The following is a 17012-nucleotide window of genomic DNA, read 5'->3' on the forward strand; positions in this document are numbered from 1 at the left end:
GGGCCGATCCCCTCGCCTCCGGCGAGGGGACGCGCTCCGCGCGCCCAATGGCCTTCGCTTCGCTCAGCCGTATTGATTTGTGTCGGGCTCCGCCCGACGCTTGCGCCACCGGCTCGATCCGATGCCGATCTCCAACCGAGTGGTCGGTAAAGCGGGAACGGTCGGATTGATCTGGCTGACCCAGAGCATTATGAGTCTCCGCTTCCCCAATCCAGAGAGGTCGCCGGGGATATCGTTCTCTGTGTGCCGCTGCCACTCCAACGGCTTCCAGAATCCCACCCGCCGTACTCTCGGCCCCCGGTGAGGAGTCGGTGAAATGTCCGTTTCTATGAAAGTGCTCAAAATCGCCGCTTCCCCCGAGGAAACCCGCAGGTCAGCCAGTATGCTCCCCGCGCGCGGGGATGGCCCTGCGGTCAAGGGGCAGGTGGTTGAGCTGCCGTCGTGCTCCCCCGCATGCCGGGAGGGTCCCCGGCTGGAGTACATGGGGCCGGGGAACGTCTGTGTTGCCTGGGCACTGTCCCCTCGCCCGAAGTGACGTTCGGGCTTCCGGCGATGTGCCGGGCAGCTCGGGGGATGGGGGTGCTTCGCGCGTATGCGGGGATTGCCTGTGTCGGGCTGGGCGGGGTCAGGTCAGGACGGAGTGGACGAGGTTGTTGAGGCCGGTGAGCATGCGATCGGCGGTGTCCGGGGCGTGGATGATGTGGTCGGTGACGCCGTGCATGGCCGCGTACAGGATGGTGGCCATGACCTGGGGGTCGGCAGGGGGGTGGTCGAGGGCGGCGAGGAGGTCGGTGAGGGTGGTGGTGACCGTGTTGGGGGCGTCGCTTTCGCCTCGGGTGGTGGGGTGGAAGAGCACGTCGTGGAGGCGGACGTCGCCCAGGTACTCGGCCACGCCGGCGCGGATCCACGCCTGGATGCCGGCCACGCCCCGGTGCTTGCGGGCTTCGGCGAGCTGGGCTTCGGCGAACCGCTGGACGTAGCGTTCGCGTAGGGCGTCAAGCAGGTCGCCCTTGTTGGCGAAGTGCAGGTAGAAGGTGCCTTTGGCGACCCCGGCCCCGGTGGTCACGTCCTCGATGGTGAAACCATCGACCCCCCGGCTCAACAGGAGCGCTTCGGCTGCGTCCAGCAGGTCCGTGCGACGTTCGCCGGCCGGTTTCGTGCGTGGCGTGGTTCCCTTCACGAGCCCAGCGTAGAGGCCGGGGACGCGGTGCCGCCCCGCCTCCCCGGCCTGGTCTCATGTGGGCAGCGCCTGCGCGAGCGGATCATGCGGGTCGAGGCCGACGAGGCCGTCGCGCTGGGCGGCGACCAGGCGGGCGTAGCCGCCGTCGGCGGCGAGCAGTTCGTCGTGGGTGCCGCTCTCCACGGCCCGTCCCTGGTCCAGGACGATGATCCGGTCGGCGCTGCGGATGGTGGAGAGCCGGTGGGCGATGACGATCGTGGTGTGCCCGCGGCGGAGGTTGCGCAGCGCGGCCTGGATGTCGCGTTCGTTTTCGGTGTCGAGGTTCGATGCGGCCTCGTCCATGACCAGCACCGTTGCGGGTGACACCAGGGCGCGGGCGATGGCCAGCCGCTGGCGCTGGCCGCCGGAGAGCCGGGCGCCCCGTTCGCCCGCGTTGGCGTCGTACCCGCCGGGCAGCGCGCTGATGAACTCGTGGGCGTTGGCGGCGCGGGCGGCGGCCTCCAGGTCGGCCTGGGTGGCGTCGGGGGCGCCGAGGCGGAGGTTGTCGGCGATGCTCGCGTCGAACAGGTGGACGTCCTGGGGGATGACCGCGATGTGCCGGCGCAGCTCCTCCAGCGGGAACTCCCGCAGGTCGTGCCCGTCCAGGGTGACGGCTCCGGACTCGACGTCCCAGAACCGCAACAGCAGGTTGACGCAGGTGGACTTGCCCGCGCCGGAGTGGCCGACGATCGCGACGGTGGAACCGGCCGGCACGTCGAAGGTGAGGTCGCGCAGCACCGGCCGGCCGGGTTCGTAGCCGAAGGTGACACGGTCGAAGCGGATCGCCGGGTTCCGCACGCTGGGAGCCTCGCGGGCGGTGTCGGTGACCTGGGCGGGCTGGTCGGTCAGTTCCAGTACGCGGCGGGCGCTCGCGCGCAGCGGCGCGAGTTGCCCGGCCTGCTCGACCACCTCCAGCACCGGGCGGATCGCGGCGATCGTGATCCCGACCGCGACGGTGGCCGCCGCGAACGTGACCTGCCCGCCGCCCGCCAAGCCGACGGCCACGATGAGCGTCACGATGGTGGTGGCCGCGGTGAGCAGGTCGGTCAGGCCATGCTGAAAGCCGGTCGCGCGGCCGTGGGCGAGCCGGTGCCGCCGGATGGCCGAGGTACGCGAGGCCAGGCGCTGCTGCCAGGCGGCGATCCGGCGGAAGGCGAGCAGTTCGCGGACCCCCTGCACGCCGTCGATCACATCGGCGTTGAGACCGCCGATCTCCTCGCGCAGCCGGCTGCCGTGGCGCTCGGTACGGCGGGCGACGATCACCGGCACCAGGCCGGTCAGCAGCATCCCGGCGGCGGCGACGAGGGCCAGGCGGGGATCGATCAGGGCCAGGGCGAGGGTACCGGCCCCGCCGACGACGACGGCGTTGAGCACGCCGGGCAGCAGGTGGGCGAAGAACAGCTCAAGCTGTTCGATGTCGCCCATGGCGACCGCGGCGATGTCACCGGTGCGGCGGCCCTGGAGTTCGCGGGGGGCACTGCGCTCCAGGCCGTCGTACAGGGCGAGCCGCAGGCCCGCCTGGTAGCGGAAGGCGAAGGCGTGGCCGAACTGCGCGGCGGCCCAGGCCCCGAGCCCGGCGACGGCCACGCCGGCCGCGAGCGCGAACAGCCCGCCAGAGAGGTCCTCCCCGGCCCCGCCGGTCGCGACGGTGGCGACCAGCCAGGCCGCGGCGGCCATGGCGAGCACGGACCCGGCGTGCTGGGCGATCCCGCCGGTGAGCGCGAGGACGAGGGTGCCCCGCGGCCCGCGGGCCCGGCGCATCGTGGCGAGCAGCGGCGAGCCGATCTCGGGGGCGCGCGCTGTGGTGATGGCGGTGGTCATCAGTGGGCCTCCTGGGCGGAGAGGAGCCGGGCGTACCGGCCCGCGTTGGCGATCAGTTCCTGGTGGGTGCCCGCCTCGCGGATGTGGCCGTCCTCAAGGACGACGATGCGGTCGGCGTCGCGCACGGTGGACAGCCGGTGGGCGATCACCAAGGTGGTGCGGTCCTGGGTCAGCCGGTCGAGGGCGGACTGGATCGACGCCTCGGTCGCCGCGTCGACGCTGGCGGTCGCCTCGTCGAGTACCAGGATCGGGGCGTCGGCGAGTACCGCGCGGGCGATGGCGATGCGCTGACGCTGCCCGCCGGACAGCCGCAGCCCGCGTTCGCCCACCTGGGTGGCGTAGCCCTCCGGGAGACCGGCGATGAAGTCGTGGATGTTGGCCACCTTGGCGGCGGCGGTGACCTGTTCGTCGGACGCGGAAGGGCGGGCCATGGCGATGTTGTCGCGGACGGTCCCGCCGAACAGGTAGGTGTCCTGGGAGACCAGCGCGATCATCGAGCGCACCTGGTCCAGTGGCAGGTCCCGCAGGTCGTACCCGCCCAGCGTGACGCGCCCGCCCCCGGGGTCGGCGAACCGCAGCAGCAGCGCCACCAGCGTGGACTTGCCCGCGCCCGAAGATCCGACCACCGCGACGGTCTCGCCCGGGGCCAGGGCGAGGGACAGGCCGCGGAGCACCGGTTCCCCCGCGACGTAGGAGAAGGACACGTCCTCGAAGGCCACCGAGGGCGTCAGGCCACGTGCCGGCGTGACGCCGGGCCGCTCGGGCGCGGGCGGCTCCTGGCCGAGCAGGGAGTGGATGACGTCCGCGGCGCTCGCGGCGTCGTAGCTGGCGTGGAAGGAGGTGGCGAGCACGCCGACCGCGCGCAGCGCCTCACCGGACAGCGCCAGGACCACGAAGAGCGCACCCACGTCCAGCGAGCCGCCGGCGGCCCGGACCACCGCGACCGCCACGGTGACGGCCACGCCGCCGACGATCACCAGCGTGTAGATCATCTGGGCGATCAGGGCGACCGCCATCACCCGGTTCCAGCCGGTGATCAGCCGGTCGGACACCTTCGCGAGTTCGTCCCGCCGGCGCCGCGCGGCGCCGAACGCCTTCAGGGTCACCAGCCCCTGGAGGGTGTCCAGAACCGTGGCACCCATGCCCAGGTAGGCCGCCATCAGCGCGTCGCCCCGGCGCTTGAGCATCCGCGACCACAGCTTGGGCAGCACGAGCGCGGCGACCACGAACCCGGCCACGATCAGCGCCGACCACGGGTCGTAGCCGGCCATGACGCCCAGCACGATCAGCGGGGTGAGCCCGACGGCGATCAACGAGGGCAGATAGCGGGCGTAGTACGCCTCCAGCGCCTCGACGCCCTCCACCAGCGCGCCCTTCACCTCGCCGGTGCGTTCGCCCGCGGTGTACCCGGGCCCCAGCTCGGCCAGTTTCGCGAACGCCCGCGCCCGCAGCGCCTGCTTGGTCGCGGCCCCGGTCAACTGCGCCACGATTTCGGAGGTCCAGGTCAGCGCGAAGCGCACCACGGCCGCGCCGACCACCCCCGCCAGCGGCAGGACCTGCTCGGCGACCCCGTCGCCGGCGAGCATCCGCGCCAGCACCCGGGCGAGCAGCAGACCTTGGACGACGTAGGTGACGCTGACGGCGGCGTGCAGGGCCACGCCGAGCCAGATGTAGCGGCGGACCCCGGTCGCCAGGGCCATGATTCGTCTCACCAGGTACCTCCGGTAAGGGAACGACAGGTAAGGCGAACCTTAGTCTACTGACCGACGGTCAGTCATCTGAGTAGAGGGCTCAGGAAGTCATGGATGAGGGCGATCACGGCGCGGGAGGCGGCGCTGAGGGTGCGTTCGGCGGGGGTGGCCAGGGACAGAGGCATCGCCGCCCGGTTCGTGCCGCGACCACCGCGATGGGCTGGCTCACCGGGGTGCTGGTCGTGCTGCTCGCCGCCGTCGCCGTCCTGTCCCGCCGCAGGTGATTCCAGCCCCCGGGTCAGCCTTCCAGGAAGATCCTGAGCACGGCGTTGAGGGTCACGGAGATGCCGATGCCGCCCAGCGTCCAGCCCAGGATCTTGGGGGTGTTCCTGGTCAACCAGTCGTTGACGCGTTGCAGCAGGGGTTCCACCGTACGGTGGGCGGCCTGGCGGGCGAAGGTCAGCACGATCGCGGGCAGGATCATCACCAGGCAGTATCCGGCGAGCGAGGCCCCGGTGAGCCCCCAGCCCAGGTCGGCGCTGGCGATCAGGCCCACCGCCGCGAGGTACGGCAGCATGGTGGCCACCTCCACCAGCGCCGCCAGCAGCGCCAGGTTCATCAGGCTCCCGGCGCCGCCCTCGCCCAGCATCACCCGGGCGCGCCACCGCTGGATCTTGCCGGGCTCGCCCTCCCGCCGCCGGGCCTTCGCCTCCAGCCGGTAGCTCAGCGCGATGATCGCCACGCCGAGGACCAGTTGCGCCACCTTCAGGGTGGTCGGCGGGACGGCCGCGACGGCCGACCGTGCCGCCGCGAGCACGGCGTCGGCTCCCAGGGTGAGCAGTACGCCCACGCAGAAGTAGAACACCGCCACCGTTGCCAGGTAGACGGCGATCCGGCCGACGCGCGGGCGTCCGGGGGCGAGCAGCAGCCAGACCGGGATCAGCAGGGTGCCGAAGCTGGTGCTGTCGATCAGGCCCAGCCCGGCCAGCGCCAGCGCGAGTGTCATGCTCACGCGCCGGCCCTCCGCCCGAACAGCCGCCCGGCGTACGTGGCCAGGGCCGCGCGGATCACGGGGATGTCGTAGTCGTCGCCGGTCGCGGCATGGTGGAGGCACAGCCCGTCCACGAACGCCACCAGCGCCGTCGCCTCCGCCCTCGGGTCGAGGTCGCCGCCCAGCTCGCCGGTGCGCTGGGCGGCGGTGAGGGCGTCGGTAATGCCGTCGATCAGTTCGCCGGTCGCGGCCCGGTGGATCGCGGCCATCCGGGGGCTGGTGAGCGAGGCGGTCAGGAAGTTCAGCCAGACCCGCAGCTCCCGCTCCCGGGTCTCGTCCAGCGGCAGGAACGTCTCCATCAGCCGTACCACGACGTCTCGCACCGGAGGGGCGATCTCCACCTGGTGGAGGCGGTCGGTGGCGCGCTGGTAGACGTACTCGATCCCGAAGATCAGCAACTCGTCCTTGGTGCGGAAGTACCGCTGCACCAGGCCCACCGACACATCGGCCGCCGCCGCGACGTCGGCCAGCGTGGTCCCGCCGAGCCCGCGCTCGGCCAGCGTGCGGAGCAGTGCGTCGGCGATCTGGAGTCGCCGCGTGTCCGGATCGGCATGTCGGGTCATAAGAAAATAATACAGTACTATTATTTCGGCTTACCGGATCGACGTTCTAGTACTAGAACGTCGATCCAGTAGGCTTGGCCGGGGAGGACACGATGGCGGGACATATCGAGGTTGACGGGCTCACCTACGTGCTGCCGGACGGGCGGCTGCTGTTGCACGAGGTGTCGTTCCGGGTCGGCGACGGCGTCAAGGCCGGGCTGGTCGGGCCGAACGGCGCGGGCAAGACCACCCTGCTGCGGCTGGTCGCCGGCGACCTGCGGCCGGACGAGGGGCGGGTGGTCTGCTCCGGCGGGCTGGGCGTGATGCGGCAGTTCATCGGCAGCGTCCGCGACGACCGGACCGTTCATGACCTGCTGCTTTCGGTGGCCCCCGACCAGGTGCGCGCCGCCGCCGCGACCCTGGCGCGGGCCGAGGCGGCGATGGCCGTACGCGACGACGAGACGGCCCAACTGGCCTACGCGCAGGCGATCAGCGACTACGCCGACGCCGGCGGCTACGACATGGACGTGGTGTGGGACACCTGCGCGACGGCGGCCCTGGGCCTGCCGTACGACGCGGTCAGGGCGCGTCCAGTGGGCACTTTGTCCGGCGGCGAGCAGAAACGGCTCGTCCTGGAGGCCCTGCTGCGCGGCCCGGATCAGGTCCTGCTGCTCGACGAACCGGACAACTACCTCGACGTGCCCGCCAAGCTGTGGCTGGAGGAACGACTGCGCGCCACCGCCAAGACGGTGCTGCTGGTCTCGCACGACCGGCAACTGCTGGCCGACGCCACCGACCGCATCGTGACCGTGGAGGCGCGCGGCGTCTGGGTGCACGGCGGCGGCTTCGCGACGTACGCCGAGGGCCGCCAGAGCCGCATCGACCGGCTGGAGGAACGCCGCCGCCGCTGGGACGAGGAGCACGCCAAGCTCAGGCGCCTGGTGCAGACCCTCCGCCAGACCGCGACCAACAACGACGCCGTCTCCTCCGCCTACCGCGCCGCGCGCACCCGCCTGGCCCGCTTCGAGGAGGCGGGTCCGCCCGAACGCCCGCCCAGGCCGCAGAACGTACGCATGCGGCTGCGCGGTGGCCGCACCGGCAAACGCGCCGTCACCTGCGAGGATCTGGAACTGACCGGCCTGATGCGGCCTTTCGGCACGGAGATCTGGTACGGCGAGCGCGTGGGCGTCCTCGGATCCAACGGTTCGGGCAAGTCCCACTTCCTGCGGCTGCTGGCCGAGGCGGCCGACGGCGCGGTGCCGCAGGTGGCGCACCGGGGTTCGGTACGCCTGGGCGCGCGGGTGACCCCCGGCCACTTCGTACAGACCCACACCCGCCCCGACCTGCACGGCCGCACCCCCGCCGAACTGGTGACGACCGGGCACGCCCTCACCCTGAACGAGGCGATGGCCGCCCTCGCCCGCTACGAACTCGCCCCGGCCGCCGGCCAACGCTTCGAGACCCTGTCCGGCGGACAGCAGGCCCGCCTCCAGATCCTGCTACTGGAACTGTCCGGCGCGACCCTGCTCCTGCTCGACGAACCGACCGACAACCTCGACCTCGCCGGCGCCGAGGCCCTGCAACAGGGCCTCGCCTCCTTCTCCGGCACCGTCCTGGCCGTCACCCACGACCGCTGGTTCGCCGCCGACTTCGACCGCTTCCTCATCTTCGGCACCGACGGCACCGTCTATGAGAGCGCTGAGCCGATCTGGGACGAGACCCGCGTCGAACGAGAGCCAAATACCTACCCGACGGCGGACGAAGGCCGTTCGAGTCCGTCACGTTGAAAGGTAGAACTTTCCTACGGCAGGGAACGCCGACCATTCATCGGCACGGAACATCAGCATGCCGCCCGCATGGTTCTTGGTGTCCCAAACGGGGGGGCTCTATAAGTGTGTGAACGGTCACTCAGCGACCGGGCTTCCGTGCCAATCGCCGAACCCACCGTGACACGCCCACCAACCACTCAGCATCGGAGTCGAGGTCATGTCCACCCTCGGCCGGAAACAGGTCGGTGCTTTCCGCCGGCACACCCGAGATGCTTGCTCTCCAATGCGTGCACGATCAGCGAAGCTTGAACGAAGGCGCCCAGATCCGATCCAGACAAGCCCGCCGCCGCGCCGTTCGTCCGAGCCCGATCCGCAGTCTCGCGGGTGAAGTACGGGGCAAGCAGAATGAGCCTATCGCGAATCTCGATCACGCGGCGATAGTATCCGCGGTGGATGCGCAGCCACCCCGCCCTCCGACGCCGCTGCGGCTCACTTCCGCCGCTCAGGGTAAGCTCGGGGAACTCCTCGTTAAGCATTCGCCACAGCGTCTCCAATCGGCGGTACGAGCCCCTGTGCCGGATCCAGACGGGAATTCCGACGATCATGCTGGCAATCAATGGGTAGCCAAGCCCGACCGCGAAGGCGGAAATCCCGATCTGCACGAAGATCAGGTAGCCGGAGTTGAGAATCCTGAGTAGCGGTGTGTCGATAGAGATACCCGCACCCTGTAGCAGGATTGTGCCGGCCTTGAGCACCGCCCCGATGATGAGGACGTGAAGCGACGAATAGAACAACCTTATGCCGAGTCGCACATGCGTGCTAACGGCCGCACGAATGTATCTTCTCACTAGGCGCAGCGCCCTGGCCATGGTGTACGCCATGTAGACCAACGCTGTCAGGACGAATATCCTAGCCTGCATATTGTAGCCATTGACGAGATCTGCGGGAGCTCCCCTCACGTCAGGCGGCGCAAGAAACCAGGTTATCGTGAGTACCGTACATACTAGCAGCACCAGTAGGCGTTGGCGGCGCGTACGGTGGACCGCCGCCTGTCCCTCGATGGAGTACAAGAAGAACGCCAGCACGAAATACGAGCAAAGTATGGTGACGAGGTTGACGAACAACTTCGCGATCCCCAGCTGGAACCCGTCGAGGACCAGACGGATCTCCGGGATGTTAACCAGAACTGATAAGAGGAGGCAGCTCACACCTGCCAGCGCTGCACGCAGTGGCAGGTCGTCCGGGGCCCGGCGCACCTGGAGGAGGTTGGCGGCCACAATGCCAGTTATGATCAAAGAGGCCATCAAGAGCGCGAATGGATGATTCACAGCCACCCCTGATGACTGAGCGGCGACGTGTTGAATGAGGCGTCATGAGGGGCGTTCTCATCGAATAGCAGCGGGTGGATCACATTCAGGACACTCGCCCATTCGAGAATAATTGTGGCGATGAGTTCTGCTTCCCTCTCCTGCTATGATCTTGATGGGGGGATGTCCTCTCCTCATAGAAGGTATAGTCGGCCGTCTCGATCTGCACCCAAAGGCCCTAAGGGCCAGGTATCGGGAACGCATAGGGCACCGGCTTGATCGGACGGTGTCGCCAGTCACCTAAACGTCGACACAAGTCGGCAACGTTGAGCGGAGGCCGAATATTGAGCTGCCGGAGCAGGTTACGACATCTCCGTCGTACTGTGCTCTCCCGCATATCGCCACCCAGAGTTGTCTTGTCCTTCCGAATCTACAGGGCTATCATACCGACTAAGGGTCTGAATGAATGAGGAGTTATGAATCAGTCGGACAAGCATCCGCGAGAGATCAACGCGATGATGGTGAGTAAGATTCTGAGCATGCCTCCTCAGCCCTACCATGAAGGGGCGTACGCATTGCGCGTAATACAGGTGCGTGGTCGGCACACCGGAAAGGCCCGTAGCGTACCCATTGCCGTCGTCCAGCTCGCCGGCATCCATTACCTGGCCGCACCGAATCGGCGACGGCATTGGGTGATGAATCTTCTCGCGTCTGGCGAGTGCCTGATCCGCGGTGAGGGGGAGGGCCCTTCGCAGGCCGTTCTTGTTGAAGGTGAGGAGGCCGCCAGAGTGATCAAAGCGTACCTGGCCGTGCTGGATATCCCCTTCGCCGCAGCGGCGTTTCCCTTCAGCACGAACGACAGCCTGGAGACGATCATCGCGCACACCGGGTCCACCGCCGTGTTCCGCCTCCAGTCGCCGAGAAGGGCGTGATCGCCGACGTTTCGCTTTGGGTAGTCGTCGCCACGCCCAAGGAAAGATCACCGCCTCTGGCCGGGAGGCTGGGCGGTCATCTCCTGAACACCGGGCTCCACGGGAAAATGAGGCCGCCCGTCCGCGAGAACCAGTCGGAGCTCGCGCAGTGCGCCCAGATCGGTCAGCGGGTCGCCCCGCACCACGATAAGGTCGGCGCGGTATCCAGGTGCAAGACGCCCGGTGACAGCAGCCTGCCCGATGGCCGCGGCGGCGTCCACGGTCGCCATCTCGATGATGCGCTCCCGTGAGAATCCCTGCTGCTCGAACAGGCTGAAACTACTCACGAGATCGTCAAAGACCGATGTCGGCATGCCAGCGTCGGATCCGGCTACCAGGCGAATCTCGTGCTGGTCCATCCAACTCAGCCGGGAGTGAAGGCGCGCGGCCCGCTCCTCGCCGATCCATGTGGCCATCCTCCGCCAACTCGGCGGCACCGTGGGGCACACAAAGATTCCCTTCTTGGCGATCTCGGAGGCGACCTCGTCACGGGGATCGAACCGGTCATCGGAGAGCCAGGTGCAGTGCTCGATCGTATCCACCCCTGCGGCCACCGACGCGGCTATACTACTCGTGCCATGTGCGTGCGCGGCCGTCGGTAGACCGTGACGAGTGGCCTCTTCCACGATGACGCGCAACTCGTCCACGGTGAACTGAGACTCCGACATCGAGGCGCCGCCTGGGGTCATCTGCCCGCCGGAGACCATCACTTTGATCAGATCGGCGCCGTCGCGAGCGTTACGCCGAACTAACTCCCGTATGGCCCACTCCCCATCGACTTCCCCACCGAGGAACCAGCAGTGCCCGCCAGGAACGGTTAAGGGGGTTCCCGCCGCCACAATTCGCGGTCCGGGCAGCCGCCCCTGCGCGATCGCATCTCGGAGGCGAAACACCAGTCCTCCTCGATCTCCCAGGCCCCGGACCGTGGTGATCCCTCCGTCAAGGATCTGACGTGCCGACGCGACAGTTAGTGCCTGTGTGCAAGCTTATCGTCAGGTCGTTTTCGGAGGTTGTCATCACCACAGGTTTAATTCGTAGAGCCGGTTATGTGGGTCTTCATATTCGACCGGGGTTGTGTTCTCGGTCGGCCACGGTTCGTGACTGCCGGTTGTATCCCGAACGGGGATCACGCCTTCTGACATGGCCACCTTGACGGTGACTGCTCAGGGTGCGCGGTGGCGGGATGGGAGCACGGTGAGGGTCGCAGAAATGGGGCGTGCCGAAGGCTCCTTTACCGGTGGGGGTTGAGTACCGCTTCCACCAGGCGGTCCACGGGGATGCCCGGGGCGCGGTGGCCCTGGCGGCCGGTCATGGTGGTGGCTGCGACCAGGGCGTTCAGTACCGCTTCCTCGACGGCCAGGACGACGGCCGTGAAGAAGTCGTCCATCCGGTTCCACGGGATGTGCCGGAGGGTGTCGTAGCCGGGCTCGCCGTGTGGGAACTCCGACGGGGTGAGCACGTTGCCGGTGGAGAACGCCAGGAAGATGTCGCCGGAGAAGTGCGAGCCCGTGGTGCCGGTGCGGGCCAGGCCGAGCGGTACGCGGCGGGCCAGGGCCGAGCACTGGCCGGGGAGCAGCGGCGCGTCGGTGGCGATGACGGCGATCACCGATCCCGCACCGGGCGGGTGCCGCCACTCGCCCTTCTCGATCGGGTTGTCGTCGGCGAGCAGCGCGCCCACCGGTACCCCGCACACGGTCAGCTCCTTGCGGGAGCCGAAGTTGGCCTGGACGAACGCGCCGACCGTGTAGGAGTCCCGGCCATAGGGCACCACCCGGGAGGAGGTGCCGCTGCCGGCCTTGAAGGCGTAGCAGCTCATCCCGGTGCCGCCGCCGACCGACCCCTCGGCGACCGGCCCCCCGGCCGCGGCGTCGATCGCGGCCACGGCGTGTTCGGGCCGGACGTGCGGGCCGTTGATGTCGTTGAGGTAGCCGTCCCAGGTCTCGGCCACGACGGGCAGCAGCCACTGCTCGGCGACCTGCGGTTTCTCCCGCGCCACCCAGTCGATCACGCCCCGGTGGCACGGCCCCACCGCGTGCGTGTTGGTGATCAGCACCGGCAGCCGTACCGACCCGATCTCGTCCAGCAGCGCGGTGCCGGTCATCTCCCCGTTGCCGTTCAGGGAGTACCGGCCCGCGGCGCACGGCAGGTGGACGTCCGGCCGGGGGCGCGGCAGGATCGCGGTCACGCCGGTGCGGACCGCGTCGCCCTCGATCAGCGTCGTGTAGCCGATTTCGACGCCGGGCACGTCGGTGATCGCGTTGAGCGGGCCGGTGTCCCCGGTCAGGGGCAGGCCGAGGTCGCGGGCGCGCATCAGACCTCCAGGTCGCAGCGGGTGGCGTCGGCCGCGTAGGCGATCAGCATCGCCTCGGCCTCGGCCGGGGTGAACGTGGGCACCGCCTGGGTGATGTGCAGCCCCAGGCCGTCTTCCAGGGCGACCAGGCCCCGGGCGATGGCGGCGGCGGCGCGGGTCAGGTCGAACACCCCGGTCGCCGCGCCCGTTTCGAGGATCGCGGTGTAGAGACCGGCCTGGCGTTCGTACAGGCGGATGTGCTGGGCGGCGTAGGCGGGGGTGCGGCGGGCGTACGCGCCCAGCTCGTAGAGCAGCACGCTCAGCTCGTCGTCCCTGCCGGTGGGCAGGCCCGCCCTAATGGTCCCGACCAGCTTTCTGCGTGGGTCGGGCTCGCGGCGCGCGGCCTCCTCGCGGCCCACGCAGAACCGCTCGACGGCGTCGCGCTGCACCTCGTGCAGCAGGTCGCCGAGTGTCGGGAAGTAGTAGAGGACCGAGCCGGTGGACATCTCGGCCTGGGAGGCGACGTCACGCAGCCGCAGGTCCAGCACGCCCCGGTCGAGAACGGCTCGACGGGCCGCGGCGACGAGTTCGCCGCGCCGGTGATGCGCTCGGCTTGGTCGTGGCATGGCGGTCATTCTTCAGCCGATCATCAAATAACGCAAGAGCGTACGCTTCGTGACTTAGTCGTGCTCAAGACACTATTGACGTCGGCCGGGGTCGAGTTCTTTTATGGCCAGTCAAAGAACCACGACTCAGGAGGCCGCCATGTCGGATCCGTCGTCGTCACCCTCCACAGCCTCCACACCCTCCGCCACCTCCGCCCCGCCGCTGCGCCGCGGGCTCAAAGTACTCGGCACCCTGCTCATCACCCTCTCCGCCATCACCCCCGCCTCCTCCGTTTTCATCATCGCGCCGGGCGTCGTGCGCCAGGCGGGCAGCGGCGCGTTCTGGAGTTTCGTGATCGCGGCGGTGGTGGGCGTCTTCATGGCCTTCGTCTACGCGGAGCTGGCCTCGGCCTATCCGCTCAGCGGCGGTGAGTACGCCATCGTCGGCCGGACCCTGGGCAGGCTGCCCGGGTTCGTCATCCTCGGCCTGCTGGTGATCACCCAACTACTGATCATCGCGGTCATCGCGCTGGGCGTCGGCACGTACCTGGCGGTGCTGATCCCGGGGGTGCCCGGCCCGGCCGTGGCCGCGATGATCACGGCGGCGGCGACCGTGCTGGCCGTGTTCGACATCAAGCTCAACGCCTGGATCACCGGGATCTTCCTGGCGATCGAGATGATCGCGCTGGTCGTGGTGAGCGCCCTCGGGCTGCTGAACCCGGCGCGCTCGCTCGGCGAACTGCTCACCGCGCCCGTCACGGTGGCCGATGGCGTCGTCGCGCCCGCCTCGGCGGGGCTGATCGTCGGCGCGGCGGCGGTGGCGATCTTCGCGTACAACGGGTACGGCTCGGCGGTCTACTTCGGCGAGGAGACCACCGACGCCCAGCGCGGCATCGCCCGCGCCATCCTGTGGGCGCTGGCGATCACCGTCGTGGCCGAGCTGGTCCCGATCACCGCCGTACTGCTCGGCGCGCCGTCGCTGACCGAACTGTTCGCCTCCGGCAACATGATGGGCCTCTTCGTCGCCACCAAGGCGGGCGCGACGGTGAACACCGTGATCAGCCTGGTCATCGCGCTGGCCATCGTCAACGCCGTGCTGGCGATCATCCTCATCTCCGCGCGCATGGTGTTCAGCACCGGCAGGGACACCGCCTGGCCGGGCGCGGTCAGCCGGGGCCTGGCCGCGATCCACCCCCGTACCGGCACACCGTGGATCGCCACGCTGGTCACCGGCGGGTTCGCCACCGTGCTGTGCTTCGCCGACGAAGGACTCCTGCTCGTCGTCACCGGCACCTCCCTCGTCGCGGTGTACGCGGCGCTGTGCCTGGCCGTGCTCGCCGGCCGGCGTAACGGCACCACCGCGCACGCCGCCTACCGGATGCCGTGGTTCCCGGTCGCGCCGGTACTGGCCCTGGCCGCGCTGGCCTACGTCATCTGGCAGAACGCGATGGACCCCGTGGTCGGGCGGACCAGCCTGCTGATCACCCTGGGCGTGTGCGCCGTCGCCGCGCTGTACTACCTACTGGTGCTGCGGGGGCGCGGCCAGTGGGTACTGCGCGGCCCTGCGGGGGAGGAGACCAACACGCCGGAACCGCTCGAATCCGTATAGGCGGAACGTACAGGGAAGGGACCGTACATGACGTTCACCGAGCACTATCCCCCCACGGCAGACGTCGCCGAGGCGGGCTGGGGCAACCTGTGGCCGCACTTCACCCGGATGGCCGCGCCTCCCGGCCCGGTCATCACCCGGGGCGAGGGCGCCTACATCTGGGACGAGCAGGGCAGGCGGATGCTCGACGGGCTGTCCGGCCTGTTCGTCGTCCAGGTGGGCCACGGCCGCCGCGAACTGGCCGAGGTGATGGCCGCCCAGGCCACCGAGCTGGCGTACTTCCCGGTGTGGGGGTACGCCACCCGGCCGGCGATCCAGTTGGCCGAACGGCTCGCCGACGCCGCCCCCGGCGACCTGAACCGGGTGTTCTTCACCACCGGCGGCGGCGAGGCGGTGGAGAGCGCCTGGAAGGTCGCCAAGCAGTACTTCAAACTCACCGGCCGCCCGCTCAAGCACAAGGTGATCAGCCGGGCCATCGCCTACCACGGCACCCCGCAGGGCGCGCTGGCGATCACCGGGCTGCCCGCGATGAAGCAGCAGTTCGAGCCGCTGACCCCGGGCGGTTTCCGGGTGCCGAACACCAACATCTACCGCGCCACCGAGCACGGTGACGACCCGGTCGCATTCGGCCGGTGGGCGGCCGACCGGATCGAGGAGGCCATCCTGTTCGAGGGGCCGGAGACCGTCGCCGCGGTCGTGCTGGAACCGGTCCAGAACTCCGGCGGCTGTTTCACCCCGCCGCCCGGATACTTCCAGCGGGTCCGGGAGATCTGCGACACCTATGACGTGCTGCTGGTCTCCGACGAGGTGATCTGCGCGTTCGGGCGGCACGGTACGACGTTCGCCTGCGAGAAGTTCGGTTTCGTGCCGGACATCGTGACCTGCGCCAAGGGCATGAGCTCCGGCTACGCCCCGATCGGCGCGATGATCGCCACCGACCGGATCGCCGAGCCGTTCCTGCACGGGAAGACCATGTTCCCGCACGGGTACACCTTCGGCGGCCACCCGGTGGCCGCGGCGGTGTCGCTGGCCAACCTGGACATCTTCGACAGGGAGCGGCTCAACCGGCGGGTGCTGGACAATGAGGCCGCGTTCGAGGCGACCATGCGCAAACTGCTCGACCTCCCGATCGTCGGCGACGTCCGCGGCGACGGCTACTTCTGGGCGGTGGAACTGGTCAAGGACAAGGCCACCAAGCAGACCCTGGACGCCGAGGAGCGCGACCTGCTGATCCGCGGTCACCTGCCCGCGGCCCTGCGGGACAACGGCCTGTACTGCCGCCCGGACGACCGCGGCGACCCCGTGGTCCAGGTGGCCCCGCCGCTGATCTGCGGCCAGGCCGAGTTCGACGAGATCGAACGCATCCTGCGGCACACCCTCACCGAGGCCGCGGCGTTGCTGTGACCGCCGGCGGGGCCGGGACGCTCTAGCATTTCGCGGGTGACCTCCTACGGCGATCCCGACGTGTTCGAGTACCTGGACGTCTCGGCCCTGCCGCCGCGGCAGCAGCGCATCCTGGCCACCATCCGGGACTGGGTGGCCAGGCACGGCCACCCGCCGAGCACGCGCGAGATCGGCCAGGCGGTGGGGCTGCGGTCCACCTCGTCGGTGTCGCGCCACCTCAGGAGCCTGGAGGACAAGGGGTTCCTGCGCCGGGGCACGGGGCTGTCCCGGCCGATCGACGTGCGGCTGTTCATGCGGGCCGCGGCCCCGCGGCCGGCCGCCGACGTGGTGACCGTGCCCGTCGTCGGCGACATCGCGGCGGGCACGCCCATCACGGCCGTCGAGCACCTGGACGACACGCTGACCCTGCCCCGCGAGCTGACCGGGCGGGGCACGGTGTTCGGCCTGCGGGTGCGCGGCGACTCGATGATCGACGCGGCGATCTGCGACGGCGACATCGTCGTGGTACGGCAGCAGCCCGAGGCGCACTCGGGCCAGATCGTGGCCGCGATGATCGACGGCGAGGCCACCGTCAAGGTCTACCGCCGCCGCGCCGGCCGCGTCCTCCTCGAACCCCGCAACCCCGCCTACGACGTCATCGACGGCGAGGACGCCGCGATCCTGGGCATCGTCGTCTCGGTCCTGCGCAACATCTGATCAGCCCCCGGGGGGAAATGGGGGTTTTGGACTGATC

Annotated in this window: 14 protein-coding genes and 1 pseudogene; 6 read left to right on the forward strand and 9 right to left on the reverse strand. The window is 69.5% G+C overall.

What is annotated here, in order from left to right; all coding sequences use genetic code 11:
• Positions 1 to 625 precede the first annotated feature (625 nt).
• The 3 genes from ACH34R_RS39480 to ACH34R_RS39490 are packed head-to-tail and all read right to left on the reverse strand — an operon-like array spanning position 626 to position 4752.
• Entirely contained in the window at positions 626 to 1180 is a 555-nt protein-coding gene (locus ACH34R_RS39480) for a TetR/AcrR family transcriptional regulator (RefSeq protein WP_397566716.1), read from the reverse strand.
• A gap of 54 nt (positions 1181 to 1234) precedes the next feature.
• Complete coding sequence (locus tag ACH34R_RS39485) at positions 1235 to 3040, reverse strand: ABC transporter ATP-binding protein (RefSeq protein ID WP_397566717.1); 1806 nt, start codon at positions 3038 to 3040, stop codon at positions 1235 to 1237.
• Positions 3040 to 4752, reverse strand: coding sequence for an ABC transporter ATP-binding protein (locus ACH34R_RS39490; protein ID WP_397566718.1), 1713 nt, complete (start codon positions 4750 to 4752; stop codon positions 3040 to 3042). The genes ACH34R_RS39485 and ACH34R_RS39490 overlap by 1 nt, the downstream gene beginning before the upstream one ends.
• Before the next feature lie 89 nt (positions 4753 to 4841).
• Here ACH34R_RS39490 and ACH34R_RS39495 point away from each other — a divergent pair, with 89 nt between their 5' ends.
• On the forward strand, positions 4842 to 5015 hold the full coding sequence (locus ACH34R_RS39495) for a hypothetical protein (RefSeq protein WP_397566719.1): 174 nt from the start codon (positions 4842 to 4844) through the stop codon (positions 5013 to 5015).
• A 14-nt stretch (positions 5016 to 5029) separates the two neighbouring features.
• On the opposite strand, the gene ACH34R_RS39500 is transcribed toward ACH34R_RS39495, so the two are convergent.
• The gene (locus tag ACH34R_RS39500; protein WP_397566785.1) at positions 5030 to 5737 is read right to left on the reverse strand and encodes a GAP family protein; all 708 of its coding nucleotides are present in this window, start codon (positions 5735 to 5737) and stop codon (positions 5030 to 5032) included.
• Between the two features lie 2 nt (positions 5738 to 5739).
• Complete coding sequence (locus tag ACH34R_RS39505; RefSeq protein WP_397566721.1) at positions 5740 to 6345, reverse strand: TetR/AcrR family transcriptional regulator; 606 nt, start codon at positions 6343 to 6345, stop codon at positions 5740 to 5742.
• 92 nt (positions 6346 to 6437) lie between these two features.
• On the opposite strand from ACH34R_RS39505, the gene ACH34R_RS39510 reads away from it, so the two are divergent.
• Positions 6438 to 8111 carry an ABC-F family ATP-binding cassette domain-containing protein gene (locus ACH34R_RS39510; RefSeq protein WP_397566722.1) on the forward strand — a complete coding sequence of 558 codons (1674 nt, stop codon included), beginning with the start codon at positions 6438 to 6440 and terminating at the stop codon, positions 8109 to 8111.
• A 197-nt stretch (positions 8112 to 8308) separates the two neighbouring features.
• On the opposite strand, the gene ACH34R_RS39515 is transcribed toward ACH34R_RS39510, so the two are convergent.
• Entirely contained in the window at positions 8309 to 9397 is a 1089-nt protein-coding gene (locus ACH34R_RS39515; protein WP_397566786.1) for an MAB_1171c family putative transporter, read from the reverse strand.
• A gap of 479 nt (positions 9398 to 9876) precedes the next feature.
• On the opposite strand from ACH34R_RS39515, the gene ACH34R_RS39520 reads away from it, so the two are divergent.
• On the forward strand, positions 9877 to 10332 hold the full coding sequence (locus tag ACH34R_RS39520) for a hypothetical protein (RefSeq protein WP_397566724.1): 456 nt from the start codon (positions 9877 to 9879) through the stop codon (positions 10330 to 10332).
• A 47-nt stretch (positions 10333 to 10379) separates the two neighbouring features.
• Here ACH34R_RS39520 and ACH34R_RS39525 read toward each other — a convergent pair.
• The 3 genes and pseudogenes from ACH34R_RS39525 to ACH34R_RS39535 all read right to left on the reverse strand — a co-directional run.
• Positions 10380 to 11321, reverse strand: a pseudogene (locus ACH34R_RS39525) (amidohydrolase family protein); the annotation flags it as partial.
• 281 nt (positions 11322 to 11602) lie between these two features.
• Entirely contained in the window at positions 11603 to 12682 is a 1080-nt protein-coding gene (locus ACH34R_RS39530) for a P1 family peptidase (RefSeq protein WP_397566725.1), read from the reverse strand.
• Positions 12682 to 13287, reverse strand: a complete 606-nt coding sequence (locus tag ACH34R_RS39535) for a TetR/AcrR family transcriptional regulator (RefSeq protein WP_397566726.1) — start codon at positions 13285 to 13287, stop codon at positions 12682 to 12684. The genes ACH34R_RS39530 and ACH34R_RS39535 overlap by 1 nt, the downstream gene beginning before the upstream one ends.
• Positions 13288 to 13426: 139 nt before the next feature.
• On the opposite strand from ACH34R_RS39535, the gene ACH34R_RS39540 reads away from it, so the two are divergent.
• The 3 genes from ACH34R_RS39540 to lexA are packed head-to-tail and all read left to right on the forward strand — an operon-like array spanning position 13427 to position 16975.
• The gene (locus ACH34R_RS39540) at positions 13427 to 14875 is read left to right on the forward strand and encodes an APC family permease (RefSeq protein WP_397566727.1); all 1449 of its coding nucleotides are present in this window, start codon (positions 13427 to 13429) and stop codon (positions 14873 to 14875) included.
• 27 nt (positions 14876 to 14902) lie between these two features.
• Positions 14903 to 16279 carry an aspartate aminotransferase family protein gene (locus ACH34R_RS39545; protein WP_397566728.1) on the forward strand — a complete coding sequence of 459 codons (1377 nt, stop codon included), beginning with the start codon at positions 14903 to 14905 and terminating at the stop codon, positions 16277 to 16279.
• Between the two features lie 27 nt (positions 16280 to 16306).
• Positions 16307 to 16975 (forward strand): transcriptional repressor LexA, encoded by a 669-nt coding sequence (lexA, locus tag ACH34R_RS39550; protein WP_397566787.1) that lies wholly within the window; start codon positions 16307 to 16309, stop codon positions 16973 to 16975.
• Positions 16976 to 17012 lie beyond the last annotated feature (37 nt).

Origin of the sequence: Spongiactinospora sp. 9N601, assembly GCF_044326295.1 — a bacterium.
GTDB classification, from domain to species: Bacteria; Actinomycetota; Actinomycetes; order Streptosporangiales; family Streptosporangiaceae; genus Spongiactinospora; species Spongiactinospora gelatinilytica.